General features: G+C 72.4%; 20 protein-coding genes. 11 read left to right on the top strand and 9 right to left on the bottom strand.

Annotation, left to right across the window (positions count from 1 at the left end; genetic code table 11):
* Positions 1–79: 79 nt before the first annotated feature.
* On the top strand, positions 80–2293 hold the full coding sequence (locus FF041_RS16445) for a 3-hydroxyacyl-CoA dehydrogenase NAD-binding domain-containing protein (RefSeq protein WP_153523514.1): 2214 nt from the start codon (positions 80–82) through the stop codon (positions 2291–2293).
* 198 nt (positions 2294–2491) lie between these two features.
* Here FF041_RS16445 and FF041_RS16440 read toward each other — a convergent pair whose 3' ends face one another.
* The 3 genes from FF041_RS16440 to sph all read right to left on the bottom strand — a co-directional run bounded on the left by FF041_RS16440 (position 2492) and on the right by sph (position 6000).
* Entirely contained in the window at positions 2492–3250 is a 759-nt protein-coding gene (locus FF041_RS16440) for a MerR family transcriptional regulator (protein WP_153523542.1), read from the bottom strand.
* 201 nt (positions 3251–3451) lie between these two features.
* The gene (locus FF041_RS16435) at positions 3452–4519 is read right to left on the bottom strand and encodes a S1 family peptidase (protein ID WP_153523513.1); all 1068 of its coding nucleotides are present in this window, start codon (positions 4517–4519) and stop codon (positions 3452–3454) included.
* Positions 4520–4971: 452 nt separating this feature from the next.
* On the bottom strand, positions 4972–6000 hold the full coding sequence (gene sph / locus FF041_RS16430; protein ID WP_153523541.1) for a sphingomyelin phosphodiesterase: 1029 nt from the start codon (positions 5998–6000) through the stop codon (positions 4972–4974).
* A 262-nt stretch (positions 6001–6262) separates the two neighbouring features.
* Here sph and FF041_RS16425 point away from each other — a divergent pair, with 262 nt between their 5' ends.
* The 4 genes from FF041_RS16425 (at position 6263) to FF041_RS16410 (ending at position 11707) form a co-directional block, all read left to right on the top strand.
* On the top strand, positions 6263–8254 hold the full coding sequence (locus tag FF041_RS16425) for a Xaa-Pro dipeptidyl-peptidase (RefSeq protein WP_153523512.1): 1992 nt from the start codon (positions 6263–6265) through the stop codon (positions 8252–8254).
* Positions 8251–9537 (top strand): M14 family metallopeptidase, encoded by a 1287-nt coding sequence (locus FF041_RS16420; protein ID WP_153523511.1) that lies wholly within the window; start codon positions 8251–8253, stop codon positions 9535–9537. Before FF041_RS16425 ends, FF041_RS16420 begins: the two co-directional genes overlap by 4 nt.
* A gap of 213 nt (positions 9538–9750) precedes the next feature.
* Positions 9751–11385 carry a BCCT family transporter gene (locus tag FF041_RS16415; RefSeq protein ID WP_323391946.1) on the top strand — a complete coding sequence of 545 codons (1635 nt, stop codon included), beginning with the start codon at positions 9751–9753 and terminating at the stop codon, positions 11383–11385.
* A gap of 94 nt (positions 11386–11479) precedes the next feature.
* Positions 11480–11707 (top strand): hypothetical protein, encoded by a 228-nt coding sequence (locus FF041_RS16410; RefSeq protein ID WP_153483051.1) that lies wholly within the window; start codon positions 11480–11482, stop codon positions 11705–11707.
* A 125-nt stretch (positions 11708–11832) separates the two neighbouring features.
* On the opposite strand, the gene FF041_RS16405 is transcribed toward FF041_RS16410, so the two are convergent.
* Positions 11833–12792 carry an FAD-dependent oxidoreductase gene (locus FF041_RS16405; protein ID WP_153523510.1) on the bottom strand — a complete coding sequence of 320 codons (960 nt, stop codon included), beginning with the start codon at positions 12790–12792 and terminating at the stop codon, positions 11833–11835.
* A 130-nt stretch (positions 12793–12922) separates the two neighbouring features.
* On the opposite strand from FF041_RS16405, the gene FF041_RS16400 reads away from it, so the two are divergent.
* On the top strand, positions 12923–14560 hold the full coding sequence (locus FF041_RS16400; RefSeq protein WP_153523509.1) for an ABC-F family ATP-binding cassette domain-containing protein: 1638 nt from the start codon (positions 12923–12925) through the stop codon (positions 14558–14560).
* Between the two features lie 190 nt (positions 14561–14750).
* Here FF041_RS16400 and FF041_RS16395 read toward each other — a convergent pair whose 3' ends face one another.
* On the bottom strand, positions 14751–17135 hold the full coding sequence (locus tag FF041_RS16395) for a Tex family protein (RefSeq protein ID WP_323391941.1): 2385 nt from the start codon (positions 17133–17135) through the stop codon (positions 14751–14753).
* Positions 17136–17300: 165 nt separating this feature from the next.
* On the opposite strand from FF041_RS16395, the gene FF041_RS16390 reads away from it, so the two are divergent.
* Complete coding sequence (locus FF041_RS16390) at positions 17301–18263, top strand: GlxA family transcriptional regulator (protein ID WP_153523507.1); 963 nt, start codon at positions 17301–17303, stop codon at positions 18261–18263.
* Positions 18264–18521: 258 nt separating this feature from the next.
* Positions 18522–19163: a DJ-1/PfpI family protein gene (locus tag FF041_RS16385; RefSeq protein WP_153523506.1), complete on the top strand. Its 642-nt coding sequence runs from the start codon at positions 18522–18524 to the stop codon at positions 19161–19163.
* Positions 19164–19228: 65 nt separating this feature from the next.
* Here FF041_RS16385 and FF041_RS16380 read toward each other — a convergent pair whose 3' ends face one another.
* Complete coding sequence (locus FF041_RS16380) at positions 19229–20014, bottom strand: enoyl-CoA hydratase/isomerase family protein (protein ID WP_153523505.1); 786 nt, start codon at positions 20012–20014, stop codon at positions 19229–19231.
* A 75-nt stretch (positions 20015–20089) separates the two neighbouring features.
* Between FF041_RS16380 and FF041_RS16375 the strand changes: the two genes are divergently transcribed.
* Both FF041_RS16375 and FF041_RS16370 read left to right on the top strand, forming a co-directional pair.
* Positions 20090–20698, top strand: a complete 609-nt coding sequence (locus tag FF041_RS16375; protein ID WP_153523504.1) for an HdeD family acid-resistance protein — start codon at positions 20090–20092, stop codon at positions 20696–20698.
* Between the two features lie 230 nt (positions 20699–20928).
* Positions 20929–21381 carry an ATP-binding protein gene (locus FF041_RS16370; RefSeq protein WP_153523503.1) on the top strand — a complete coding sequence of 151 codons (453 nt, stop codon included), beginning with the start codon at positions 20929–20931 and terminating at the stop codon, positions 21379–21381.
* Between the two features lie 40 nt (positions 21382–21421).
* Here FF041_RS16370 and idi read toward each other — a convergent pair whose 3' ends face one another.
* From idi to galE, 3 genes are all read right to left on the bottom strand, one after another.
* On the bottom strand, positions 21422–22039 hold the full coding sequence (idi, locus tag FF041_RS16365; protein WP_153523502.1) for an isopentenyl-diphosphate Delta-isomerase: 618 nt from the start codon (positions 22037–22039) through the stop codon (positions 21422–21424).
* A 273-nt stretch (positions 22040–22312) separates the two neighbouring features.
* On the bottom strand, positions 22313–23257 hold the full coding sequence (locus FF041_RS16360; RefSeq protein ID WP_153523501.1) for a cation diffusion facilitator family transporter: 945 nt from the start codon (positions 23255–23257) through the stop codon (positions 22313–22315).
* 181 nt (positions 23258–23438) lie between these two features.
* Complete coding sequence (galE, locus tag FF041_RS16355; RefSeq protein WP_153523500.1) at positions 23439–24422, bottom strand: UDP-glucose 4-epimerase GalE; 984 nt, start codon at positions 24420–24422, stop codon at positions 23439–23441.
* Between the two features lie 335 nt (positions 24423–24757).
* On the opposite strand from galE, the gene FF041_RS16350 reads away from it, so the two are divergent.
* On the top strand, positions 24758–25827 hold a 1070-nt coding region (locus FF041_RS16350), incomplete at its 3' end, for a CDP-alcohol phosphatidyltransferase family protein (protein WP_194292057.1).

Genomic DNA, 25827 nt, shown 5'->3' with positions numbered 1-25827 from the left:
TCGCCCGATCCGTCGGAAACGACCGAGACCCCCGTCCGCGGTCCCGAACCCCCGTACGAGACTTCCTGGAGAACCCGCCATGACGCTGAGCACCCAGACCGCGCAGACCGCCCGCGACGACGACAGCACCGCCATCCGCTGGGAGCGGGACGAGAGCGGGGTCGTCACCCTCGTCCTCGACGACCCCGGCCAGTCCGCCAACACCATGAACCAGGCGTTCCGCGACGCCATCGCGGCGATCGCCGACCGCGCCGAGGCCGAGCGCGACTCCATCCGGGGCATCGTCTTCACCTCCGCCAAGAAGACCTTCTTCGCGGGCGGCGACCTCAAGGACATGATCAGGCTGGGCCCCGCCCAGGCCCAGCAGGCATTCGACGCCGGAATGGCCGTCAAACGGGCCCTGCGCCGGATCGAGACCCTCGGCAAGCCGGTCGTCGCCGCCATCAACGGCGCTGCCCTGGGCGGCGGTTACGAGATCGCCCTCGCCTGCCACCACCGCATCGCGCTCGACGCCCCCGGATCGAGGATCGGGCTGCCCGAGGTCACCCTCGGACTGCTGCCCGGGGGCGGCGGCGTCACCCGGTCCGTGCGGCTGCTCGGCATCACCGACGCCCTGCTCACCGTGTTGCTCCAGGGCACCCGCCACACCCCGCGCCGAGCCCTGGAGAAGGGTCTGGTCCATGAGGTGGCCGACACCGCCGAGGAGATGCTCGCCAAGGCGCGCGCGTTCATCGACGCCCATCCCGAGTCCCGGCAGCCATGGGACGAGGAGGGTTACCGGATCCCCGGCGGCACCCCCGCGACTCCCCGGTTCGCCGCCGATCTCCCCGCCTTCCCCGCGAATCTGAAGAAGCAGACCGGGGGCGCGCCCTACCCCGCGCAGCGCAATATCCTCGCCGCGGCCGTCGAAGGCTCCCAGGTCGACTTCGAGACGGCGCAGACCATCGAGGCCCGCTACTTCACCGAGCTGGTCACCGGCCAGACCGCCAAGAACATGATCCAGGCGTTCTTCTTCGACCTCCAGGCGGTCAACTCGGGCGCGAGCCGCCCCTCGGGCATCGAGCCGCGCCCGGTGCGGAAGGTCGCCGTCCTGGGGGCCGGGATGATGGGCGCGGGCATCGCCTACTCCTGTGCGCGTGCCGGGATCGACGTCGTCCTCAAGGACGTGTCGGCCGAGGCGGCGGCGGGCGGCAAGGAGTACTCCCGGAGACTGCTCGACAAGGCGCTCTCCCGGGGCCGTACGACCGGGGCCGAGCGCGACGCGCTGCTCGCGCGGATCACACCGACCGCCGATTCCGCCGATCTCGCGGGGTGCGACGCGGTGATCGAGGCCGTCTTCGAGGACACCGCGCTGAAGCACAAGGTGTTCCAGGAGATCCAGGGGATCGTCGAGCCGGACGCGCTGCTCTGCTCCAACACCTCCACCCTGCCCATCACCCTGCTCGCCGAGGGCGTCTTCCGGCCCGCCGACTTCATCGGGCTGCACTTCTTCTCGCCCGCGGACCGGATGCCGCTGGTCGAGATCATCAAGGGGGAGCGCACCGGCGACGGCGCGCTGGCCCGCGCCTTCGATCTGGTGCGGCAGATCGGCAAGACGCCGATCGTGGTCAACGACTCACGGGGCTTCTTCACCTCGCGGGTCATCGGCCGGTTCATCAACGAGGGCGTGGCGATGGTGGGCGAGGGCGTCGACCCCGCCTCCGTCGAACAGGCGGCGGCCCAGGCCGGATACCCCGCCAAGGTGCTCTCGCTGATGGACGAGCTGACCCTCACCCTGCCGCGGCGGATCCGGGACGAGACCCGGCGCGCGATCGAGGAGGCCGGGGGCGTCTGGACCCCGCACCCGGCGGACGCGGTCATCGACCGGATGGTGGACGAGTTCGGGCGTACGGGCCGGGGCGGCGGCGCGGGGTTCTACGAGTACGCCGAGGACGGCAGCCGCACGGGGCTGTGGCCGGGGCTGCGCGAGCACTTCACCGGGGCGGGCACGCCGGTGCCCTTCGCCGACATGAAGGAGCGGATGCTGTTCTCCGAGGCGCTGGACTCCGTGCGGTGTCTGGAGGAGAACGTGCTGACCTCGGTCGCCGACGCCAATATCGGCTCGATCATGGGTATCGGCTTCCCGGCGTGGACCGGTGGGGTGCTCCAGTACATCAATGGGTACGAGGGCGGTCTGCCCGGCTTCGTCGCGCGCTCCCGTGAGCTGGCGGAGCGGTACGGGGAGCGGTTCGAGCCGCCGGCGCTGCTGGTGCGGAAGGCGGAGCGGGGGGAGCGGTTCGGCGACGTGGGGTGAAGGCCGCCCGGGGCTCGCGACTGCCCGGGCTCAAGCCGCCCGGGGCCGGGGCTCAAGCCGCCCGGGACACAAGGCCGCTCCGGGCTCAAGGCTGCCCGGGCTCTAACCGCCCGGGCGCGCGGCTGCCCGGGCTCAAGCCGCTCGGGGCCCAAGGCCCTCGGACCTCGTCGGCCCAGGGGAGCGGTCCCCCGCTCCTCCTCACCGGCCGTCGGCGTCGCCGGGGGCGTCCGCTCGCGCGCCGAACGCGGCTCTCAGCTCCTCCTTCAGCGACCGCTGGAAGGCGGTGACCAGCGCCTGCACCACCATCGGCTGGATGGAGGCGGAGCGGGACTCCATCGCCGCCACCCGCGCCGGGTCCGGCTCCCGCTCCCGGTAGGGCTCCCACACCTCCTCCTGGAACAGCCGGGTCAGCTCATGCGCAGCCGAGCGGGTGTGCTCCATCAGCACGGTCCGGGCGGCGATGATCGTCTCGTAGGCGATGGGCACGTCCAGCAGCTGCACGCCCAGGCGCAGCAGCCCCGGGTCGATCCGGAATTCCGCCGGGCCGCCCGCCCGCTGGAGGGCCCCCATCGCGGCCAGCCGGTCGATGTCCTCCTCGCTCAGCGCCCGGCCCGCCCGGCGCTCCAGCTCGGCGCGGGTCGTCTCCTCGGCGGAGTCCGGCGTCCAGGAGGCGACGAGGGCACGGTGGATGGCGAGATCGTGGGCGTTGAGATCCTCCGGGAGCCGCTCCAGATAGCGTTCGATCGCGGCGAGCGTCATGCCCTGGTGCTGGAGCTCCTCGATGAGCGCCAGCCGGGAGAGATGGCCGGGGCCGTAGCGGCCGATGCGGCGGGGGCCGATCGCCGGGGGCGGCAGCAGCCCCCGGGTGCCGTAGAAACGGATGGTCCGCACGGTCACCCCGGCCCGCGCGGCCAGTTCGTCGACGGTGAGTGTGGGCTCGTCGGCCTCGGTCGCCATCCTCACGCCTCGCTCTCCCCGCCCGTCACTGATCGCCGTGCGGTGCAACAGTATTGCTGTCGCACCGCGGCTGTGAAAGCGCGGGCTCGCGAGGAATCGTCCCCGGCAGCCGCTGTGGGCGGTCGCGGGGGAGAGCGTCGTGGAGGGGGCGTGTCCACGCGGACCGCGTGTGGACACGCCCCCGGCCCGGGGCCCAGCCGGTCAGTACACGCTCACGCCGTAGTTGCTCAGCGCTTCGGAGACCGGCTGGTGGACGGCGGAGCCATTGGTTCCGGTGCAGCCCGAGCTGCCCGAGTGGATGCCGAGCGCCGTGGTGCCCGAGAAGTGCGCGCCGCCGCTGTCGCCGCCCGCGGAGCACGCCGTCGTGCGGACCATGTTGTAGACCGGCCCCGCGGAGTAGTTGACGGTGACATTGACCGCGGTCACCCGCCCGCTGGTCAGCCGGGTGGTCGAGCCGCTCTTCTGGATCGCCTGTCCCACGATCGCGTCCGCGGCCGAGGAGATGTCCGCGGAGCCGCCGTTGTAGAGATTGACGGCGCCGGGCGGCTGTGAGCCGTCGGTGTAGCGCACCAGACCGTAGTCGTTGCCGGGGAAACTGGTGCCCGCACGGGTGCCGGTCTCGGCGCCGCCCGATGTCGCCGACCAGCTGACGGCCTCATTGGTGCAGTGGCCGGCCGTCAGGAAGTAGTAGACGGTGCCGCTGATGACATTGAAGGCGGCCGAGCAGCGGAAGCCTCCGCCGTAGATGGCGTCGCCGCCCAGGACCTCCTGCTGGAAGACGCCGGGTACGCGCTCGATCCGCACGGCGTCGCCGAGCGGTGCGGCCACCGCCTTCAGCCGGGCCAGGGAGTGCGCGGAGACCGAGGAGTCCGCCTCGACCGACACCTGATTGGCCGAGGTGTCGATCCCCCAGGAGGTTCCGGTGATCTTCGCCCGGGACTCCAGCAGGCTCATGATGTCCTTGAGCTCGGCGGTGCTGCGCGGGACGACTTCGGCGCGCGCGCCCGCCGCCTCGACCTTCTCGGCGGCGGCCTGGTCCGTGACGGTGACGACCAGTTCCCCGGTCGCGGGGTCGAGATAGGAGCCCGCCGTGTCGTCGCCGAGAGCCCGTTCGAGACGGGTGTCGAGGGCGTACTGGGCGGCGGAGGCGGTGACTCCGGGGCTGGGCTCGGGGGACGGGGCGGCGCCGGCGCTACCGGTGCCGAGCCCGGCGGCGGGCAGGGTGAGGAGCAGGGAAAGACAGATGCGCGCGCGGAGCGAGCGTCTCATGGAAGCTTCTCCTTCCGGGGGTGCGTGAGGGTGCGTGGGGGGTGAGCGAGAAGCGAAGGGCCGGGGCCCGGTCGGCGGACACGATGTGGCATGACCCTGTCATGCGTACAAGGGTTCACTGAATCATCGGTTCCGTTTCATGGCTTCCGGGAAACCCGTGAAAATCCGCCGGGGTGGCCGGTACTCACGGTCCATCAGTCGGGGGCCGTGCCGGTACGCAGACCGGTGCAGGCCATACGCCCGGCGCGTACGACGGCGCGTGCGCCGGTGGATGCAACGACGCGCCATCTCACCCGTCCGGCCCGCCGCCGTCCGGCCCACACCGGGGCTCCGGCTCGACCCTGACGTAACGGGAGCCTCGATGCCCGGAGCGTGACCACGACCGCCCGCCTCGACTCCGGCCTTCGGCCTCCGGCCCCGCCTCCGGCCCCGCCTCCGGCGACACGACCTGGCTAGCGTCCGGAGGCAATCACCGGATAGTGGTCCGAGAGATTGGTGTACGTATAGCGCGTGCCCCAGCTGGAGACGGTCCAGGGCGCGCTCCGCTCCTTGATCACCTCATTGGTCCACCGCTCGGGCCTGATGTGCCCGGCGCGGTGCAGCACATGGTCGAGGTCCTCCTTCGGATAGCCGGCGTACCGGTCCGCCGCGATCGAGTTCTCCACGGTGTCGAAGGAGTGCGGATGCCCGGTGCGGGCGTCCGCGTCGGCGAGCCCCGCGTCCGCGAGCATCGCCGCGTACTCCGGCGTCCGCGAGTCGACGTTCAGATCACCCGCCACGACGACCTGCTCCGACGCCGGGATGTTCTTGGCGTCCAGAAAGGCGTCCATCTCCTTGAACTGACGGCTGCGCACCCGCTCCGCCTCGCCCGCGCCGCAGCCCGGGTCGGTGGACTGCGCATGGGTGCCGACGACATGCACCCGGGCGCCGTTCACATCGAGCACGGCGTAGACGAACCCCTTGTTGGACCACCAGTCCGAGCCGCAGGCGTCCCGGTACACATACTGCTCCTTGCGGACGACCGGCCAGGTGCTCAGCACCGTCACCCCGCCGTCCTCGGGGGTGGTGGCGGAGTAGGCGCCGCCGGTGGCGTCCCAGCCGCCGGTGCCACGGCCCAGCACCGGTGTCTGATACGGGTACCGGCCGGCCGCGTTCCGCTTGAGCGCGTCCGACGAGGAGTTGTCGAAGACCTCCTGGAGCACCACCACATCATGCCCCTGGAAGAAGGGGGCGGCGGGTATCGCCGCGGCCCGGTGGTCCTGGCCCCAGTTGGGGTAGAGGCTCTTCGCGAAGAGGAACGCGTTGTACGTCAGCACCTTCAGCCGGGGGGCGGCCGACGAGTCTCCGGCGGCAGAGACAGAGGCAGAGGCAGGGGCTGAGGCGGATGCGGCGGCCGTGGGCGCGGTCCCGGCGAGAACGGCGGACGCCAGCGCCGTGCCCAGGGCCGTGGCCGTGACACGGCTCAGGGAGCGGCGGAGCAGGGGCGTACGGAACGGGGGCGTACGGAACGGAGGGCGGGAGGGTCGCTGCACAAGGACTCCTGAGTCGGTGGAGGCGGTGTCGCGGTCCACATCAAACCAGCCCGGTTACCGATTGGTAATGGCTCGGTGGCCTCTTTGCCGCCGTCGCGTCACGATCGTGCGCTGCCTGTCCGCCGCCCGTGCGCCGCCCGTCCGCCGGGCTCGGACGACACACGGACCGCCCTCTGTCGCGAGGGAGTTGACGGGGAGTACCGTCCCGCCCATGCCGATATGTGCGCGGGGCACCCGCTTGACGTACAGATCGCTCGTGTCGGCGGCCTCGGCCGCCCTGGTGACCGTAGCCCTCTTCCCGGCCGGAGCGCAGAGCGCGCCGCTCGCGCCGGGCCGCGGGGAGAGCGCCCCCGTCTACTCCTATGAGAACGCGATCCGTGAATCGGTCTGGGTGGACACCCGGCTCGACGGCGACGGCGACGGGCGTACCGACCGGGTCGCCGTCGACATCGTCCGGCCCGAAGAGACCGGGCGGCAGGGCCGGAGAATTCCGGTGATCATGGATGCCAGTCCCTACTACGCCTGCTGCGGACGCGGTAACGAGAGTCAGCGCAAGACCTACGACGCCGAGGGCAGACCGGTTCAGTTCCCCCTCTACTACGACAACTACTTCGTCCCGCGCGGCTATGCCTTCGCCGCCGTCGACCTTGCCGGAACCAACCGTTCCGACGGCTGTGCCGATGTCGGGGGCGCCTCCGACGTCCAGTCCGCCAAGGCGGTCGTCGACTGGCTGAACGGCCGGGGCCACGGATACACCACCCGTACCGGAACCGAGCGCGCCGACGCGGCCTGGAGCAACGGCGACACCGGAATGATCGGCAAGAGCTACGACGGAACCGTCGCCAACGGAGTCGCCGCCACCGGCGTCGAGGGCCTCAAGACCATCGTCCCCATCGGCGCCATCTCCTCCTGGTACGACTACTACTTCGCCAAGGGCGCACCGCTCTTCGACTCCGGCCCCGAGTGGCTCTCCCAGTATGTGAACAGCCCCGACGCCCGCAAGCGCTGCCAGGCCGTACAGCAGCGGCTGATCGACGGGGCCCCGCGCACCGGCGATCTGACCCCGCTCTGGGCGGAGCGCGACTATCTGCCCGACGCGGGCAAGGTGGAGGCCAGCGTCTTCGCCGTCCACGGCATGCAGGACCTCAACGTCCGGCCGGGGCACTTCGGACAGTGGTGGGACGCCCTCGCGGACGAGGGAGTCGAGCGGAAGGTCTGGCTCTCCCAGACCGGCCATGTCGACCCCTTCGACTTCCGGCGGGCCGAGTGGGTGAAGACCCTGCACCGCTGGTTCGACCACTATCTGCTGGGCTACGAGAACGGCGTCGACCGTGAGCCCATGGCCGATGTCGAACACGCCCCCGACCGGTGGTCCACCGACCGGGTCTGGCCGCCGAGCACCACCCGCCCCACCGTGCTCCGCCCCGGCAAGGGCGCCGCGCCCGGCGTGGGCGCGCTCTCCCTGAAGCCCGCCCGCCCCGGTGCGAGCGAGCGCTTCACCGACGACCGGACCCAGGACGAGACCGACTGGGCGGCCCAGGCCGACCAGTCGACCCCGGCCAAGACCGCGTTCATCACCAAGCCGCTCGGCCGCGATCTGCGGCTGTCCGGCTCCGCCGAGGTCGAGGTCACCGTCACCCCCACCACCAGCACCGCGCATCTCTCCGCCGTCCTGGTCGACCTCGGACCCGACACCATCCGCGACTACGCGGGCCTCGGCGAGGGGATCACCACCCTCGCCGAACGGACCTGCTGGGGCTCCTCCGCCCCGGGCGACAGCTCCTGCTACAAGGAGACCCGGGCGCGGACCAAGGCCGTCGGCCACACCGTCTTCAGCCGTGGCTGGGCCGACCTCGGCAACTACGCCTCGGCCGCCCAGGGCCGCCCCCTCACCCCCGGCGCCGCCTACACCATCTCCCTCGATCTGCACGCCGCCGACCACATCGTCCCGGCGGGCCACCGGCTCGCGCTGATCATCGCGGGCACCGACAAGGATCTGATCGAACCGCCCGCGAGCACCCCCACGCTGACGGTCGATCTGGCCCGGACCTCGGCGAAGCTGCCCATCGTCGGCGGCATGCCCGCCTTCGTACGCGCCGTGCGGAGCGCACCCGCCGCCACGGCCGCCCCGGACGCCTCCCTGCTCGGTGGAGTCGCCGGTCCCCGCTCCATCCGCCCGATCCCGGGAGGCGGGAACCGATGATCTCCCGAATCCGCGCGCTCGCGCTCACCGGACTGGCCACGGCGCTCGCCGTGCCGCTCCTCACCGGCCCGGCCGGGGCCGCCCACAGCCCCCCGCCGCCGCGCACCGGCTTCGAGCTCAGCGACGGCGCGCGCTGGACCGGCGAGGCCGAGGAGCAGTCCTTCCTCGCCGCCGTCGACCGCGCAAGCGAGCGGGCCTCCATCACCCGGATCGGGACGACCGGACAGGGCCGGCCACTCCAGCTCGTACGCATCGGCGACCGGCGGGCGTCCGGCGCCGTGCTGCTGATCTGCTCCCAGCACGGCGATGAGCCCGCCGGCCGGGAGGCGTGTCTCACCACGGTCCGCGATCTCGCCCTCGCCCGGGACGGCGAGACCCGCCGGCTGCTCGCCAGGACCCAGGTGCTGATCGTGCCCACGGCCAACCCGGACGGGCGGGCCGCCGACACCCGGGGCAACGCGGACGGCGTCGACGTCAACCGCGACCACATCGCGCTGAAGACCGCCGAGGGCCGGGCGCTGGCCGCCGTCATCCGGGACAGCCGCCCGGACATCGTCTACGACCTGCATGAGTACGGCGCCACCCCGCCGTACTACGAGAAGGACCTGTTCGATCTGTGGCCGCGCAATCTCAACACGGACACGGCTGTCCACCGGGAGTCGACGACGCTCTCCGAACGGTATGTACGCCCGGCCGCGCATCGGCTCGGGTACGGCACGGGCACCTACGGCATCTGGACCGACCCCGTCACCGGGGAGCCCATCCGGCAGGTCGCGGGCGACGGCCAGGAGCGCATTCTGCGCAATGCCTCGGGCGTCAAGAACGCGGTCGGGCTGCTCATCGAGAGCCGCGTCGACCCGCTGACCGAGGCCGAGAAGGCCGATGAGGCGCTGAACAACCGGCGCAGGGCCGGCAGCCAGCTGGCCGCGCTCAAGGGGCTGTTCTCCTTCGCGGACGAGCGCCGCTCCCGGATCGGAGCGGCCACCGCGGCGGCCCGGCTCGCGGGCTTCCGGGACCGTGGGCCGGTCTATCTGGGCGGCGCGGACAACGACCCGGCCGGTCCCGGGGAGGTCATCGCCGACCCGCCGTGCGGCTACCGGCTGGACGCGGCCTCCTTCGCCGAGGTCGGGGACGAACTGGCGCTGCACGGGGTCTTCGCCGAGCCGGACGGCGACGGGGCGTTCGTGCCGATGCGGCAGTCCCAGCGGAAGCTGATTCCGCTGCTGCTGGACGCACGGGCGACCTATCACCTCATAAAGGGACAGCCCGTTACCGCCTGTTGATCACGGACAGACGCGTCACCTGTGGTAGGGGGTAGCGGAAGCACAAAGCCGATGTTTCCGTGCAAAACCTGAAAGGTGCCACTCGTGTCGCATCAACAAGGTCCGTACGACCAAGGCCCGGGCGACCAAGGTCCGGATGACCGGGGAGAGCGGCCCACGGCGGCCGATCTCCCCGGTCACCCCCAGGAGAGCGAGCACCCCTCGACGGACCGTGTGGTCTTCGGCGTCACCGCCGTGCTCACCCTCGCCTTCGTGGTCTGGGGCGCGCTCGCCACCGAGACGCTGGAGTCCATCTCCAGCACGATGCTCAGCGCGCTGATCAAGAACGGCGGCTGGGCCTTCGTGCTCGGTGCGTCCGGGTTCGTGGTGTTCGCCCTCTGGCTGGCCATCAGCCGCTACGGCCGGATCCCGCTCGGCGGCGTGGGGGAGGGACCGGAGTTCCGCACGGTCTCCTGGGTGGCGATGATGTTCAGCGCGGGCATGGGCATCGGCCTGATGTTCTACGGGGTGAGCGAGCCGCTCGCCCACTACATCTCCCCGCCGCCCGGCACCCACCCCGAGGACTCGGCCGAGGCGATGCAGACCGCCATGGCCACCACCCTCTTCCACTGGACCCTGCATCCCTGGGGGATCTACGCGGTGGTGGGGCTGGCCATCGCCTACAGCACCTTCCGCCGCCGCCGGCGGCAGACCATCAGCGCCGTCTTCGAGCCGCTGATCGGAGAGCGGCACGCACACGGCGGCGCGGGCCGCCTCATCGACATTCTGGCGATCTTCGCCACGCTCTTCGGCTCCGCCGCCTCCCTCGGCCTCGGCGCGCTCCAGATCAGCAGCGGCTTCAAAGAGCTGGGCTGGCTGGAGACGGCGGGCACCGGGCTGCTCGTCGGGATCATCGCGGTGCTGACAGTGGGGTTCGTGGTGTCCGCCGTCTCCGGGGTCGAGAAGGGCATCCAGTGGCTGTCCAACACCAATATGGTGCTGGCGCTGGTGCTGGCGCTGTTCGTCTTCATCGTGGGCCCCACCATCATCGTGCTGGATCTGCTGCCCACCTCGATCGCCGCCTACTTCGGCGAACTGCCGCAGCTGGCGGGGCGCACGGAGGCGGCGGGCGGCGAGGGCGTGGCCAAGTGGCTGGGCAGCTGGACGGTCTTCTACTGGGCGTGGTGGATCTCCTGGACGCCGTTCGTCGGCATGTTCATCGCGCGCATCAGCCGCGGGCGGACGATCCGTCAGTTCGTCGGCGGGGTCATCCTGGTGCCGAGCACGGTCAGCCTGGTCTGGTTCGCGGTCTTCGGCGGTACGGCGATGAAGCTCCAGGAGAGCAAGAGGCTCGGCGAGGAGTCCACCCCGGAGGGGCAGCTCTTCGCGGTGCTCCAGCAGTATCCGATCCCCACGGTGATGAGCCTGCTGGTGATGGTCCTGGTGGGCATCTTCTTCGTCTCCGGGGCCGACGCGGCCTCGGTGGTGATGGGCACGCTCTCCCAGAAGGGCACCTTCGAGCCGTCCCGGCCGGTGGTCGTGTTCTGGGGCGTGGTGACCGGCGCGGTCGCGGCGATCATGCTGCTGATCGGGAACGGGACGGGCGACGCGCTGGCGGGACTGCAGAATCTGACGATTCTGGTGGCCGCGCCGTTCGTGGTCGTGATGGTGGGCATGTGCGTGGCGCTGATGCGCGATCTGCGCCATGACCCGCTCATCGTGCGCGGGGAGATGGGCGCGGAGGTGGTGGAGTCGGCCGTGATCGCGGGCCATGAGAAGTACGACGGCGACTTCGAGATCCGCATCGGGCCGGGAACGGGACCCGGGGCGGGGCCGGGGGACGGACGGGACCCCGTGGAGCCGAAGTAGCGGGGCGCCGGCGGGAGGTCCGCGCGGGGTGCAACCGACGGGCCCCGTCGTGGCGTCGAACAGATGAACAAGAGATCTTCGAGGGGAGCCCCGGATGTCGTTCCGCTGGAAAGCAGCCGCCGGTGTGGCCGCCGCCGCCCTCGCCGTCACCCTCTTCGCCCCGAAGGTCTGGCTCTTTCTGCTGATCGCGGTGGCCTTCGTCCTCTTCCTGGCGAGCTGCTGGTTTCTGTCGCGGCTCGAACACAGCTCACGGCCGCGCCCCGGCCGGGTGCGACGGCCCTCGCCCCGGGACGAGGTGAATCCGCCGCCGCGTCTGCCCTGACGCCGGCCCGGCGGGATGCCGGACGGACCGCCGGGATGCCGGATCGTCTGGCCGCCGGATCGCCGGATCGTCTGGCCGCCGGGCCGCCGGATCGCCCGCCCGGATCGCCCCGGGGGCGTGCCCGGTCAGCCCTCGGTCACCAGGGCCGCCGCCGCCCTCGCGCACCCCCACGCCACCGTCACGCCCGCACCGCCGTGACCGTAGTTGTGGACCAGCAGGCCCCCGTCCGGCCGCCGCTCGGACTCGATGCGCACCCCGGCCGGGCGGGATGGGCGCAGACCGACCCGGTGGCCCAGGATCCGGGCCCCCGCGATCTCGGGACGGATCAGGGCGCAGCCGGCCACGATCTCCCGCGCCGTCGCCGGGTCGGGCTCCCCGCGCCAGTCGCCGTCCTCCGCCGTGCCTCCCAGGATCAGCCGCCCCGGCTGCGGCATGAAGTACGTGGTCCGTGTGGCCGTCTCGTCCTCCACGGCGAACCACTCGTCGATCCCCGGGTTCTCCACCAGCACCAGCTGACCCCGCACCGGCCGTACCCCCGGGTCCGGCACCAGGGTCCGCGCGTCCAGACCGGTGCAGTTCACCACCGTCCGCGCCGAGCCGGCCGGCTCCGCGAGGGAGCGCACCGTACGCGGCTCCACCGTGCCGCCCGCCGCCTCCAGCCGCCGCCGCAGCCAGCCGAGGTGAGCCGGCATGTCGATCAGCGGCAGCCGCGCCCGCACCCCCTCCGTGTGCCCGGGCGGCAGCTCATCGGCGCGCGCCGCGCGCAACCCCCCGACCTGGGACGCCCACGCCCCCAGCGCCTCCGGCCGCTCGTCCGCCGCCACTCCCGGGACCAGCCGCACACCCGTCTCCTCAGGCTGCCGCGCGAACTCCTCGTACACCCGCAGGGTCTCCACCGCCCACGCGGCGACCTGCTCCTTCGGCTCGATCCGGTACGGCCACCACAGACCGCCCGCCACCGAGGAGGTCGTACGGTCCACCTCCTCCCGGGTCCAGACGCGCACCCTCCGGCCGCGCTCCGCCAGCACCACGGCGGTCGCCAGTCCGCTGACCCCGCCCCCCACCACGATCACATCGCCGCTCATACCGCGACCGTAGCGACACCCGCGGCGCCGTGCGGGGCGCCGGAGCAGCCGGTGGCCGGGGATGCCCGCCCCCGCCCGCCGGGTACGCGGCCTCCGGCCCGACTGCGGGCGGGCTAGGATCGGCGATCTCATGACTGCCACACTCGTCGTCAAGGATCTCGCCGCAGGACACGGCGACCGCTCGCTCTTCACCGGTCTCGATCTCGTCGTCGCACCCGGCGACGTCATCGGTCTCGTCGGAGCCAACGGAGCCGGAAAGTCCACCCTGCTGCGGCTGCTCGCCGCTCTGGAGCCGCCCGAGCGGGGCGAGCTCAGACTCTCCCCGCCCCAGGCGTCCGTGGGCCATCTCCCGCAGGAGCCGGACCGGCGGCCCGGCGAGACCGTACGCGAGTTCCTCGCCCGCCGTACCGGAGTCGACGCCGCCCAGCGGGCCATGGACTCGGCGACCCAGGCGCTGGTGGACGGAGCCCCCGGCGCGGACGACGCCTACGCCGACGCCCTGGATCGCTGGCTCGCCCTCGGCGGCGCGGACCTCGACGAGCGGGCCGAGGACACGGCGAGCACCCTCGGGCTCACCATCGGCCTCGATCTGCCGATGACCGCGCTCTCGGGCGGCCAGGCGGCCCGCGCGGGCCTCGCCTCGCTGCTGCTCTCCCGCTACGACGTCTTTCTGCTGGACGAGCCCACCAACGATCTCGACCTGGACGGTCTGGACCGGCTGGAGAGCTTCGTCCGCGGGCTGCGCGCGGGCACGGTCGTCGTCAGCCACGACCGCGAATTCCTCACCCGTACGGTCACCAAGGTGCTGGAGCTCGATCTCGCCCAGCAGCGGATCACGCTCTACGGCGGCGGATACGCCTCCTATCTGGAGGAGCGGGAGACCGCCCGCCGGCACGCCCGCGAGGAGTACGACGAGTACGAGGACCGGAAGACCGCGCTGGAGGGCCGGGCCCGGATGCAGCGGGGGTGGATGGACAAGGGCGTCAAGAACGCCCGCCGCAAGGCGGGGGACAACGACAAGCACGGCCGGGCCTTCCGCAGCGAGTCCAGTGAGAAGCAGGCCGCGAAGGCCCGCCAGACCCAGCGCATGATCGAACGCCTGGAGACGGTGGAGGAGCCCCGCAAGGAGTGGGAGCTGCGGATGGAGATCGCCGCCGCCCCGCGCTCCGGCTCGGTGGTGGCGGCCCTGCGCCAGGCCGAGGTCCGGCGCGGCGACTTCCGCTTCGGGCCCGTCTCGCTCCAGATCGACTGGGCCGACCGGATCGCCGTCACCGGCGCCAACGGCTCCGGCAAGTCGACGCTGCTCGCCGCCGTCCTCGGGCGGCTGCCGCTGGACTCCGGCGACGCGGTGCTCGGCTCCGGGGTCGTGGTCGGCGAGGTCGACCAGGCCCGGGGGCTGTTCCACGGCCCCGAGACCCTGCTCGACGCGTTCTGCGCGGCCGTCCCCGAGACCGAGCCGGCCGAGATACGGACCCTGCTGGCCAAATTCGGCCTCAAGGCGGCCCATGTGCTGCGCCCGGCGGCCACGCTCTCGCCCGGGGAGCGGACCCGGGCCGCACTCGCCCTGCTCCAGGGCCGTGGCGTCAATCTGCTGGTGCTGGACGAGCCCACCAACCATCTCGATCTGCCCGCGATCGAACAGCTGGAGTCGGCGCTCGACTCCTACTCCGGCACGCTGCTGCTGGTGACGCACGACCGCCGGATGCTGGAGGCGGTCCGTACGACCCGCCGTTTCGCGGTGGCGGACGGCAAGGTCACCGAGAGCTGAGCGGCTCTGTGGGGGGGCAAGGTCACCGAGAGCTGAGCGGCTCTGTGGGGGGCAAGGTCACCGAGAGCTGAGCGGCTCCGTGGGGGGCAAGGTCACCGAGAGCTGAGCGGCTCCGTGGGCGGCATGGCCACCGAGAGCTGACCGGCCCCGCCGCCGGAGCGCACTCCGGCGGCGGGGCCGCTCGGCACTCTCAGCGGCGGCGGTCCTGACCCGTCAGACCCGCGCGGCGCAGGGCGTCGGCCATCGCGCTGTTGGCCGGCGGCTGGGCCTGGCGCTCGCCGCCGCGCGGGGCGGACCGGCGCTGCTGCGGACGGCCGCTCCGCTCGGTCCGTTCGGTCCGCTCACCCCGTTCGGTCCGTTCGTTCCGCTCGCGCGGGGCCCGCTGCCCGCCTCCGGACTTCGGGGCCGCCTCGTCCTCCAGCCGGAGCGTCAGCGAGATCCGCTTACGCGGGATGTCGACGTCGAGAACCTTCACCTTCACCACATCCCCGGGCTTCACCACATCGCGCGGGTCCTTGACGAAGGTCTTCGACATCGCCGACACATGGACCAGACCGTCCTGGTGCACACCGATGTCCACGAACGCCCCGAAGGCCGCCACATTGGTGACCACGCCTTCGAGCACCATCCCGGAGGCCAGATCGCCGATCTTCTCGACGCCGTCCTTGAACGTCGCCGTCCGGAACGCCGGCCTCGGGTCCCGCCCCGGCTTCTCCAGCTCCCGCAGAATGTCCGTCACGGTCGGCAGACCGAAGGTGTCGTCCACGAAGTCAGCGGCCCGCAGCGACCGCAGCACCCCGGTATTGCCGACCAGCGAGGCGACCGCCCCGCCCGACGACTTCACCATGCGCCGCACCACGGGATACGCCTCCGGGTGGACGCTGGACGCGTCCAGCGGATCGTCCCCGCCCCGGATCCGGAGAAAGCCCGCACACTGCTCGTACGCCTTCGGGCCGAGCCGCGCCACATCCTTGAGCGCTCTGCGGGAGCGGAAGGGGCCGTTGGCGTCCCGGTGGGCCACGATGTTCTCGGCGAGCCCCGCCCCGATGCCCGAGACCCGTGACAGCAGCGGCGCGGACGCGGTGTTGACGTCCACTCCGACGCCGTTCACACAGTCCTCGACCACCGCGTCCAGCGAGCGCGAGAGCTTCACCTCCGACAGATCGTGCTGATACTGACCCACCCCGATCGACTTGGGATCGATCTTCACCAGCTCGGCGAGCGGATCCTGGAGCCTGCGCGCGATGGAGACCGCGCCGCGCAGCGACACATCGAGACCGGGCAGCTCCTGGGAGGCGAACGCGGACGCCGAGTACACCGACGCCCCGGCCTCCGACACCATCACCTTGGTGAGATTCAGCTCCGGATGCCGGGAGATGAGCTCCCCGGCCAGCTTGTCGGTCTCCCGTGACGCCGTGCCGTTGCCGATCGCGACCAGATCCACCGAGTGCTCCGCCGCCAGCCGGGCGAGCCTGTCCAGCGACTCGTCCCACCGGTTCGCGGGCACATGGGGGTAGATCGTGTCGGTCGCGACGACCTTTCCGGTGGCGTCCACGACGGCCACCTTCACCCCCGTACGGAAACCGGGGTCGAGACCCAGCGTCGCGCGCGTCCCCGCCGGCGCGGCGAGCAGCAGATCGCGCAGATTGGCCGCGAAGACCCGTACCGCCTCGTCCTCCGCCGCCGTGCGCAGCCGCAGCCGCAGATCGAGTCCGAGCCGCACCAGGATCCGGGTCCGCCACGCCCAGCGGACGGTGTCGGCGAGCCATGCGTCGCCGGGCCGCCCCCGGTCGGCCACGCCGAACCGGCGGGCCACCATGGACTCGTACACCGACGGCCCCTCGGCGGCCTCCTCCGGCTCCAGGGCCAGATCGAGGACGTCCTCCTTCTCGCCCCGGAGCATGGCGAGGACCCGGTGCGAGGGCAGCGCGGTGAACGGCTCGGCGAAATCGAAGTAGTCGGCGAACTTCGCGCCCGCCTCCTCCTTGCCCTCGCGCACCTTCGCGGCGACCCGGCCCCGGGTCCACATCCGCTCCCGGAGCTCGCCGATCAGATCGGCGTCCTCGGAGAACCGCTCGGTGAGAATCGCCCGGGCGCCCTCCAGCGCCGCCGCGGCGTCCGCCACCGACCGCTCCGGGTCGACGAAGGCCGCGGCGGCGGCGAGCGGCTGTGCCGACGGATCGCGGAGCAGCCCGTCGGCCAGCGGTTCGAGCCCGGCCTCCCGCGCGATCTGCGCCTTGGTGCGCCGCTTGGGCTTGAAGGGCAGATAGATGTCCTCCAGCCGCGCCTTGGTGTCGGCGGCCCGGATCCGCGCCTCCAGCTCGCCGTCCAGCTTCCCCTGCTCGCGTACGGACTCCAGGATCGCGGTCCGCCGTTCCTCCAGCTCCCGCAGATAGCGCAGCCGCTCTTCGAGCGTGCGCAGCTGCGCGTCGTCGAGCATCTCGGTCGCCTCTTTGCGGTAGCGGGCGATGAACGGCACGGTCGATCCGCCGTCGAGCAGCTCCACGGCCGCCCTGACCTGCCGTTCCCGTACGCCGAGTTCCTCGGCGATCCTGCCTTCGATGGACGTCGTCACGGTTCCCCGACTCGCCTTCCCTGCTGGCTGTGCTTGAGAGTGCATTGTGCCGGGTGCCCGGCGCCGATGTCGCGCGTGCCCCGGCCACCGTCCCTGGGAACGGATGGCGGAAAAGGTGGGGTATTCGTCATTGCGGCCGTCGAACACCCGGCTGAGGATGGTCATATGACCGAGCGCCCCGTGCTCGTCGTCCTCTTCGACGGCGTTCAGAGTCTCGATGTGACCGGCCCCGTCGAGGTCTTCTCCGGCGCGGGGTACGCCGCCGGCGACCCGGCGGCCTATCCCCTGCACACCGCGAGCCTCGACGGGAAGCCGGTGCGCACCACCAGCGGGCTCACCCTGACGCCGGACGGCGCGCTCGCCGACGCCCCGAGGCCGCACACCCTGCTCGTGCCCGGCGGCGAGGGCGCCGACCACCCCGACCCCGGAGTGATCGACTGGCTGCGGGAGAACGCACCCCGCGCCGAGCGGCTCTTCTCGGTCTGCACCGGGGCACTGCTGCTCGCGGAGGCCGGGCTGCTCGACGGCCGCCGCGCCACCACCCACTGGGCCGCCTGCGACGGATTCGCCCGTGCCTACCCCCGGGTGACGGTCGACCCCGATCCGATCTTCATCCGCGACGGCGGGGTCGCCACATCGGCGGGGGTGACCGCGGGCATCGATCTCGCGCTCGCCCTGGTGGAGGAGGACCACGGCCGGGACATCGCCCTGACCGTCGCCCGCCATCTGGTGGTCTTTCTGCGCAGACCCGGGAACCAGGCCCAGTTCAGCGCCCAGCTCTCCGCCCAGACCGCGCGCCGGGAGCCCCTGCGCGAGGTGCAGCGCTGGATCGCGGAGCACCCGGACGGCGATCTGTCCGTCCCGGCGCTGGCCGCCCGGGCCCGTCTCTCGCCCCGGCACTTCGCGCGCGCCTTCCGCGCCGAGACCGGGGTGACGCCCGGCCGGTACACCGAGCGGGTACGGCTGGAGCACGCCAGACGGCTGCTGGAGGAGACGGCGGACGGCGTCGAGGAGATCTCCCGGGCCGCGGGATACGGCACGCCGGAGGCGATGCGCCGCGCCTTCGTCCGGGCGCTCGGCATCCCGGCCGCGGAGTACCGGCTCCGCTTCCGCCCCCCGGCCCGATGACCGATGAGCCCGCCGGGGGAGTCACCGGCCCGCCGACCCGCGAGCCCACCGGGGAGACGGCCTGCCCGTCGGCCCGTGGCCGGCCGTCCCGTGTCCGGCCGGGGCAGCCGCCCGTCTGCCGCGCCCGGGAGCCCGCCAGGGGCGAACCCGCCCGTCCGTGGGCCCCGGGAGCCCGCCGGGGGCAGCCGCCCGCCCGTTCACCCATGACCTGCCGGGGCACCGCCCGCCCGGCCGTCCGCACACCGAAAGGAACATCCGATGCAGATCGCCGTTCTCCTGTACGACGACTTCACCGCCCTCGACGCCATCGGCCCCTATGAGCTCCTCGGCCGGCTCCCGGACTCCGAGACGGTCTTCGTCGCCAAGGAGGCAGGGCCGGTCCGGGGCGACCAGAGGTCGCTCGCCCTGGTCGCCGACCGGACCCTCGCCGAGGTGCCGCGCCCCGACATCGTGCTGGTCCCCGGCGGACCGGGCTCCGAGGCGGCCATGCGCGACGAGGCGATCCTCGACTGGCTGCGCACCGCGGACGCCACCAGCACCTGGACCGCCTCCGTCTGCACCGGCTCGCTCGTCCTGGCCGGGGCCGGGCTGCTGGCGGGCCGCCGCGCCACCTCCCACTGGATCACCCTCGGCGAGCTCGCGGAGTTCGGCGCGGAGCCCACCGGGGAGCGGGTCGTCTTCGACGGCAAGTACGTCACGGCCGCCGGGGTCTCCTCCGGCATCGACATGGCGCTGCATCTGCTGGGCCGGATCGGCGGCGACGCCCTCGCCCAGTCCGTACAGCTGCTGACCGAGTACGACCCGCAGCCGCCCTATGACGCCGGATCGCCCGAGAAGGCCCCGGCGGAGATCGTCGCCCGGCTGCGGAAGGAGCTGACGGCGCCGCTCCCGCCCAGCTGAGCCCGGGACGCTCCCCTGATCCGGGCGGCCCGGGGCCCACCGCTCTCAGGGCCGCCCGGCCGCCCTCACACGCTCCAGGTGAACCGCGGCGCGCGCCGCTCCAGAAAGGCGGCGACCCCCTCGCCGGTGTCGCCGTCCACGCCGGTCTGCTCGCTCGCCCGCACCGCCCAGTACGCCTCCCGGTCGCCGCGGCCCGCCGCGAACTCCTTGGCCGCCGCCTGGGTGAGCTGTGACCGCGAGGCGACGATCCGGGTGAATCCGGCCACCCGCTCCGCCAGCCCGTCCGCGGGCAGCACCTCGTCCACCAGCCCGGTGCGCAGCGCCCGTGCCGTGTCGATCAACTCGCCGGAGAACAGCAGATACTTGGCCGCGGACGGTCCGCTCAGCGCGACGAGCCGGCGGGTGGAGGAGGCCGGATAGACGATCCCGAGCTTCGCGGGGGTCACCCCGAAGAGCGCGCCCTCCGCTGCGAACCGCAGATCGCAGGCGGCGGCGAGCTGGCAGCCGCCGCCCACGCAGTGGCCCCGTACGGCGGCGAGCGTCGGCTTGGGAAAGGCGGCGAGCGCGTCCTCGGCGCGTACGGCCAGCTCCTGCACGGGGGCGCCCGGCTCCCGCAGCGAGGAGATGTCGGCCCCGGCGCAGAACGTCGCCCCCTCGCCGGTGAGCACCAGCGCCCGGACCGCCCGGTCCGCGGCGAGCCCGTCGAGCAGCGCGGGCAGCGCCCGCCACATTCCGGCCGTCATCGCGTTGCGCTTGGCGGGATTGCTGATGACGACCGTGGCGACGCCGTCCGCGACGCTGTGCGTCAGCCGCGGCTCCGGCTCCCTGGGATACGGCTCCGGCTCTTCCATGCGCCGGATGCTATCCGGCGTGCCCGGATCTACGATCAAGAAGGGGCACGAGAGGGGCGGGCCGAGGAGGACACGATGGCCGGTACTGCTCAGGAGCCCAGGAGGCTGAAGCGGAATTTCGGTCTGCTGGCCGTGCTCGGCACCATTCTGGTGATCGCGGGGGTGGTGGGGCTCGTCTACACCGGGCTCGCCACCCTGACCTCCATGCTGCTCTTCGGCTGGCTGCTGCTGATCGGCGGGCTGGTGGGCCTGGTGCACGCGGTCCAGTCCCGGGGCAGCGACTACTTCTGGCTGGCGGTGGTGGTCGCCGCACTGAACATCGCGGCGGGCGTCGTCGTCATCCGCCACCCCCAGGGATCGGCCGAGGCCCTGACCCTCTTCGCCGCGCTGCTCTTCCTGACTGGTGGGCTCTTCCGGCTGGTGGGCTCGCTGGCGGTGCGGGGCCCGCAGTTCGGCTGGACCCTGTTCCAGGGCGCGGTCGGGCTGCTGCTGGGCATTCTGGTGCTCGGCAACTGGCCGGAGAGCAGCCGCTATGTGCTGGGTCTGTTCTTCTCGCTGTGGCTGCTCTTCGACGGGCTCGGCCTCATCGCCATCGGCGTCGGCGGCCGGCGGATCGTCACCATGGTCACCGAACCGGGACCGGGCGAACCGGGCGGACCGGGCGATCAGGGCCGGGTGCTTTGAGCGCCGCCGCCCGGGGCCGCGCTCCGAGCGCCGCTGCCCGGGGCCGCCGGGGGTGAACAGCCGCGAGTACGACAGAACCGGTCGCACCGGCCGACCCCGCGATACGTATCCGGTCGGAAAGCGTCGATTGGCGCTGACTTCTGTTCAGTTCCCAGGGCGCGGACCGGCTCGCTGCTGACACTGGTCCCCCGAAGGTCAGTGACGGTCGAGTCAAGGGTGGGTACCGGATCATGGAGAGCCCGGGGGGCGTCCCCGCTCGGCCGCTGTCGTACGAGGGGGTCTGGCGGTTCACCGCTCCCACCACCGAGGCGTCGGTGCCGCGCGCCCGGCACGCCGTGCGCGATCTGCTGCGCCGCCGGCGCGTGCCGGCCTGTGACGAGGTGGTCCACGGGCTGCTGCTGATCGTCTCCGAGCTGGTGACCAACACCGTCAAGCACGCGGCCCCGCTCTCGCCCGAGGTCGCCGTCGAGGTGGCCGTCGGAGCCGACCGGATCAGGGTCTCGGTGGAGGACGGCCATCCCTGCCGTCCCCGGGCGCTGGAGTCCGACTGGGCGCAGACCGGGGGCCGGGGGTTGCTGCTCGTCCGGGAGACCGTCCTGGCGGCGGGCGGTCGCTACGACGTCGAGCGCACCGCGCGCGGCGGGAAGGTCGTCTGGGCCGAGCTGCCGCTCAAGCCGCTCTGACCGCCCGGCGGGGTCCGCGGACCCCGCCGGGCGCTGCGCGTCACCAGCCGCCGGAGGGGCCCGTCAGCTCCCTGACCGCCGGGCGGGCGGCGTCCAGCACCGTCATGAACCACGCCGAGAAGGGCGCCGAGGCATGCCGCTCGGCCAGCTCGGCCGGGGTGACGAAGGCCGTCTCGCCGACCTCCTCCGGGTCCGGCCGCACGTCGGCCTGCACCAGCCCGACGAAGAGATGGTTGTACTCCTGCTCCACCAGTCCCGAGGCCGGGTCCGGGTGGTTGTAGCGGACCGTGCCCGCCTCCGCGAGCAGCGAGGGCGAGATCCCGAGCTCCTCATGGGTGCGCCGGGCCGCGGCGGCGAAGGGAGCCTCGCCGGGGTAGGGATGGCCGCAGCAGGTGTTCGACCAGACGCCGGGGGAGTGGTACTTCCCCAGCGCGCGGCGCTGGAGCAGCAGCCGCCCCCGCTCGTCGAAGAGGAAGACGGAGAACGCCCGGTGCAGCAGGCCGGGGGCCCGGTGGGCGGTCAGCTTCTCCTCGGTGCCGATGGTGTTGCCGTGCTCATCGACCAGTTCGAGCAGGATCGTCTCCGGTGCGTCGTCCGACGCGCCGCTCGCGGCGTCGGCCGGTGTGGTCGGTGAGGTAGGTGAGGTCGGCATAACCATCCTTCGCTGTGGTCCTCGCCCTGTGGGGCCTGCTCAGTCTGCCGCACGGAGGCGGTCAGTCCGCACTCCGGATGGCCGGAACGTCCCTGACGCCCCCGGAAGCCATTGAAACCGATCGAACCGGGGGATACGGCGTATCCGGCGTACCGGAGGGCGGACCCGGTGCCAGAGCCCGGCCCCGGCGAGGGCGCCCGGTCCCGGTGACAGAACCCGGCCCCGGTGACAGAACCCGGCCCCGGTGACAGAGCCCGGCCCCGGTGACAGAGCCCGGCCTCAGTGGCAGAGCCCGGCCTCGTGCTCCGCGTGGCCGGCGGGCTCCAGCTGGAAGGTGCAGTGCGCCACGTCGAAGTGATCGCCGAGGCAGCCCTGGAGATCGTGCAGCATCTTCTCGTGGCCGACCGAGTCCAGCACGCTCTGGCTCACCACCACGTGCGCGGAGAGCACGGGCATCCCGGAAGTGATCGTCCAGGCGTGCAGATCGTGGACGTCCTCCACCCCGGGCAGCGCCAGTATGTGCTCCCGTACCTCCGCCATGTCGACGCCCTTGGGGGCGGCCTCCAGCAGGACGTTCAGCGTCTCCCGCAGCAGCTTCCAGGTGCGCGGCACGATCATCAGGCCGATCACCAGCGAGGCGATCGGGTCGGCGGCCTGCCAGCCGGTGGTGAGGATGATCGTCGCCGAGATCAGCACCGCCACCGAGCCGAGCGCGTCATTGAGCACTTCGAGGTAGGCGCCGCGCACATTGAGGCTGTCCTTCTGGCCGCGCATCAGCAGCGAGAGGGAGATCACATTGGCGAGCAGACCGACGAGGGCGAACGCGATCGTCAGCCCGCCCTTGGTCTCGGTGGGGGTGACGAACCGCTGGACGGCCTCGTAGAGCACATAGCCGCCGACGACCAGCAGCAGCAGACAGTTGGCGAGCGCGGCGAGTATCTCCGCCCGCGCGAAGCCGAAGGTGCGGTTGGTGCTGGGCGGCCGGTTCGCGAAGTGGATCGCGATCAGCGCCATGGCGAGGCCGATGCCGTCCGTCGCCATATGGGCGGCGTCCGCCACCAGGGCGAGCGAACCGGTGACATAGCCACCGACGATCTCCAGGACCATCACGCTCAGTGTGATCGTCAGCGCGATGCGCAGCCGTCCCCGGTAGGCCGCCGAGGCCGTGCCGGCCGTCGGCGTGCCATGGGTGTGCCCGTGTCCGTGATCATGCCCAGCCCCCATCGGGAAAGCCTCCGGTCCATCGGAATTCGAGCTGTTCGAAATCTCAGTGAACTACGGGTGGGGGGTATGGGCAACACGGCACTGAACACCGTTGTCATCTCACCTGACCTGCGGAAACGATCCGCAGGTCAGGTGTGGTGCAAGATCGGCGATCACCGTGCGCGGGTGCTGAGCGGACTCGTCAGAATTCCCCGGCCCCGGGGTGCCGAAGACGCCACCCCTCCCAGGCCGACTCGACCATCTCGCGCACCCCGTGGGTGGCCCGCCAGCCCAGCTCCTCGCCGATCAGGGCGACCGACGCGACCGCCTTCGCCGCGTCCCCGGGGCGGCGCGGCTCGACGACCGGGTCCACCGTCCGCCCGGTGACCTCGCTCACCAGTGAGGCCAGCTCCCGCACCGAGACCCCGACGCCGCGGCCGATGTTCACCGTGAGATCGCCGGGGGTCTGCTGGGCGGTCAGCCGCCGGGCCACCGTGAGATGGGCGTCCGCGAGATCGGAGACATGGATGTAGTCGCGGACGCAGGTGCCGTCCGGCGTCGGATAGTCGTCGCCGAAGATCCTCGGCTCCTCGCCGCGGGTGATCCGGTCGAAGAACATCGGAATGATGTTGGAAACCCCGGTGTCCGAGAGCTCGGGGCGGGCCGTGCCCGCCACATTGAAGTAGCGCAGACAGGCCGTCGACAGGGAGTGCGCCCGGCCCGCCGCCCGTACCAGCCACTCCCCGGCGAGCTTGGTCTCGCCGTACGGATTGATCGGGGCGCAGGGAGCCGACTCGGGGATCGGATCCACCTCCGGAACCCCGTACACCGCCGCCGACGACGAGAAGAGGAAGTTCCGCACACCGGCCTGGACGACCGCTTCCAGCAGCACGGTCAGACCGTGCACATTCTCCCGGTAGTAGCCGAGCGGCTGCTCCACCGACTGCCCGACCTGCTTCTTTCCCGCGAGATGGACGACGCCCGTGACGCCGTGCTCCGCGAGGGTCCGGTCGAGGAGCTCCCGGTCCAGCACCGTCCCCTGGACATACGGAATCTCCTGGGGGAGCCGGTCGGCGAACCCTGTCGACATATCGTCCAGCACGACGACCGACTCGCCCGCCGCCGCCATCGCCCGCGCCACATGGGCGCCGATGTATCCCGCTCCACCTGTGATCAGCCAAGTCATGACCGCCAGCCTAGGTCGTCTCCGCCAAGCGCCGTCCGCCCGCCCGGGGGGACGCGGCGACTTCGCGGAGACGGACCCGGGCCCACCCGGGCCCCGGGTCCGGCGGACGGCGGTTTGTGGGCCGAGGGCTTGATCGACGATGATGATCTCCGGCTGGACCCTCCCCGCGGGCCCGGCCGTGGCGACCGGGGCCCGATCGGGGCGTAAACGGCCAGTGAATTGCCGCCCGAGCGCATCCGATAGCCTCTGCCGAAGCCTCGCCGACGTCCCGCCGCCCGACTCACCGGGCCACGCCGTCGCGCGCCCACACCCTCGGTTCCAAGGAGTGAGTTCGTCTGTCGACCGCCATCCTCACCGGTCCGCCCGTGCCAGGATCGCCGCTCGATGGCGATCTGCGGTCGCTGGGCTTCGACGTACAGGTCTCTCCCGGCCCCGCCGAGACCGCGGCGCTCCTCGCCGCGGTCCCCGCCGCTGAACGGGTCGCCGTCGTGGACGCCCGGTTCGTCGGGCATGTCCACTCGCTCCGGCTCGCGCTCACCGACCCCCGCTTCCCGCTGGCCGCGGTCCCGGGCGCGGTCACGGCGGCCCCCGAGGGCCGCGGGGCGCTGACCCGGGCCCTGACCGCCGCGACCGGTACCGGCGCCCTCGCCCTCGACACCGCCCTCGACACCGTGGCGCCCGACGCGCTCGCCGAGGCGCTCGACGCCGACGGCGCGGCCGTCCACCGGCCGGAGCTGGGATCGCTCGTCGCGACCGTGCCCGGCGACCCCCAGGCGCGCAACGAGGCCCGGCAGGCCGTCGCCGCCGTCGACGACGAGGCCGTACGGCTGCGCTCCGCCGTGAAGGCCCGCGACGGCTTCTTCACCACCTACTGCGTCAGCCCCTACTCGCGCTACATCGCCCGCTGGTGCGCCCGCCGGGGCTTCACCCCCAACCAGGTCACCACCGCCTCCCTGATCACCGCGCTGATCGCGGCGGCAGCCGCCGCCACCGGCACCCGCGGCGGCTTCATCGCGGCCGGTGTGCTGCTGCTCCTCTCCTTCGTCCTGGACTGCACGGACGGGCAGGTCGCCCGCTACTCCCTCCAGTACTCGACGCTGGGCGCCTGGCTGGACGCCACCTTCGACCGGGCCAAGGAGTACGCCTACTACGCGGGCCTCGCCCTCGGCGCGGCCCGCGGCGGGGACGACGTCTGGGCGCTGGCCCTCGGCGCGATGGTGCTCCAGACCTGCCGCCATGTCGTGGACTTCTCCTTCAACGAGGCCAACCACGACGCGATCTCCAACACCAGCCCCACCGCCGCCCTCTCCGACAAGCTCGACAGCGTCGGCTGGACGGTGTGGGTCCGCCGGATGATCGTGCTGCCGATCGGCGAGCGCTGGGCCATGATCGCCGTGCTGACGGC

It is taken from the genome of Streptomyces jumonjinensis (assembly GCF_009600885.1).
GTDB classification, from domain to species: Bacteria; Actinomycetota; Actinomycetes; order Streptomycetales; family Streptomycetaceae; genus Streptomyces; species Streptomyces jumonjinensis.
This window is presented reverse-complemented; position numbering and strand designations above follow the sequence as displayed.

What these genes read in the sequence shown, in the direction of transcription:
- idi (WP_153523502.1), bottom strand. Translation starts at nt 22,039, where the DNA reads ATGGTTATGCCGACCTCACCTACCTCACCGACCACACCGGCCGACGCC.
- FF041_RS16385 (WP_153523506.1), top strand. Translation starts at nt 18,522, where the DNA reads ATGCAGATCGCCGTTCTCCTGTACGACGACTTCACCGCCCTCGACGCC.
- FF041_RS16380 (WP_153523505.1), bottom strand. Translation starts at nt 20,014, where the DNA reads ATGGAAGAGCCGGAGCCGTATCCCAGGGAGCCGGAGCCGCGGCTGACG.
- FF041_RS16405 (WP_153523510.1), bottom strand. Translation starts at nt 12,792, where the DNA reads ATGAGCGGCGATGTGATCGTGGTGGGGGGCGGGGTCAGCGGACTGGCG.
- galE (WP_153523500.1), bottom strand. Translation starts at nt 24,422, where the DNA reads ATGACTTGGCTGATCACAGGTGGAGCGGGATACATCGGCGCCCATGTG.
- FF041_RS16435 (WP_153523513.1), bottom strand. Translation starts at nt 4,519, where the DNA reads ATGAGACGCTCGCTCCGCGCGCGCATCTGTCTTTCCCTGCTCCTCACC.
- FF041_RS16375 (WP_153523504.1), top strand. Translation starts at nt 20,090, where the DNA reads ATGGCCGGTACTGCTCAGGAGCCCAGGAGGCTGAAGCGGAATTTCGGT.
- FF041_RS16425 (WP_153523512.1), top strand. Translation starts at nt 6,263, where the DNA reads ATGCCGATATGTGCGCGGGGCACCCGCTTGACGTACAGATCGCTCGTG.
- FF041_RS16445 (WP_153523514.1), top strand. Translation starts at nt 80, where the DNA reads ATGACGCTGAGCACCCAGACCGCGCAGACCGCCCGCGACGACGACAGC.
- FF041_RS16400 (WP_153523509.1), top strand. Translation starts at nt 12,923, where the DNA reads ATGACTGCCACACTCGTCGTCAAGGATCTCGCCGCAGGACACGGCGAC.
- FF041_RS16420 (WP_153523511.1), top strand. Translation starts at nt 8,251, where the DNA reads ATGATCTCCCGAATCCGCGCGCTCGCGCTCACCGGACTGGCCACGGCG.
- FF041_RS16440 (WP_153523542.1), bottom strand. Translation starts at nt 3,250, where the DNA reads ATGGCGACCGAGGCCGACGAGCCCACACTCACCGTCGACGAACTGGCC.
- FF041_RS16370 (WP_153523503.1), top strand. Translation starts at nt 20,929, where the DNA reads ATGGAGAGCCCGGGGGGCGTCCCCGCTCGGCCGCTGTCGTACGAGGGG.
- FF041_RS16360 (WP_153523501.1), bottom strand. Translation starts at nt 23,257, where the DNA reads ATGGGGGCTGGGCATGATCACGGACACGGGCACACCCATGGCACGCCG.
- FF041_RS16410 (WP_153483051.1), top strand. Translation starts at nt 11,480, where the DNA reads ATGTCGTTCCGCTGGAAAGCAGCCGCCGGTGTGGCCGCCGCCGCCCTC.
- FF041_RS16390 (WP_153523507.1), top strand. Translation starts at nt 17,301, where the DNA reads ATGACCGAGCGCCCCGTGCTCGTCGTCCTCTTCGACGGCGTTCAGAGT.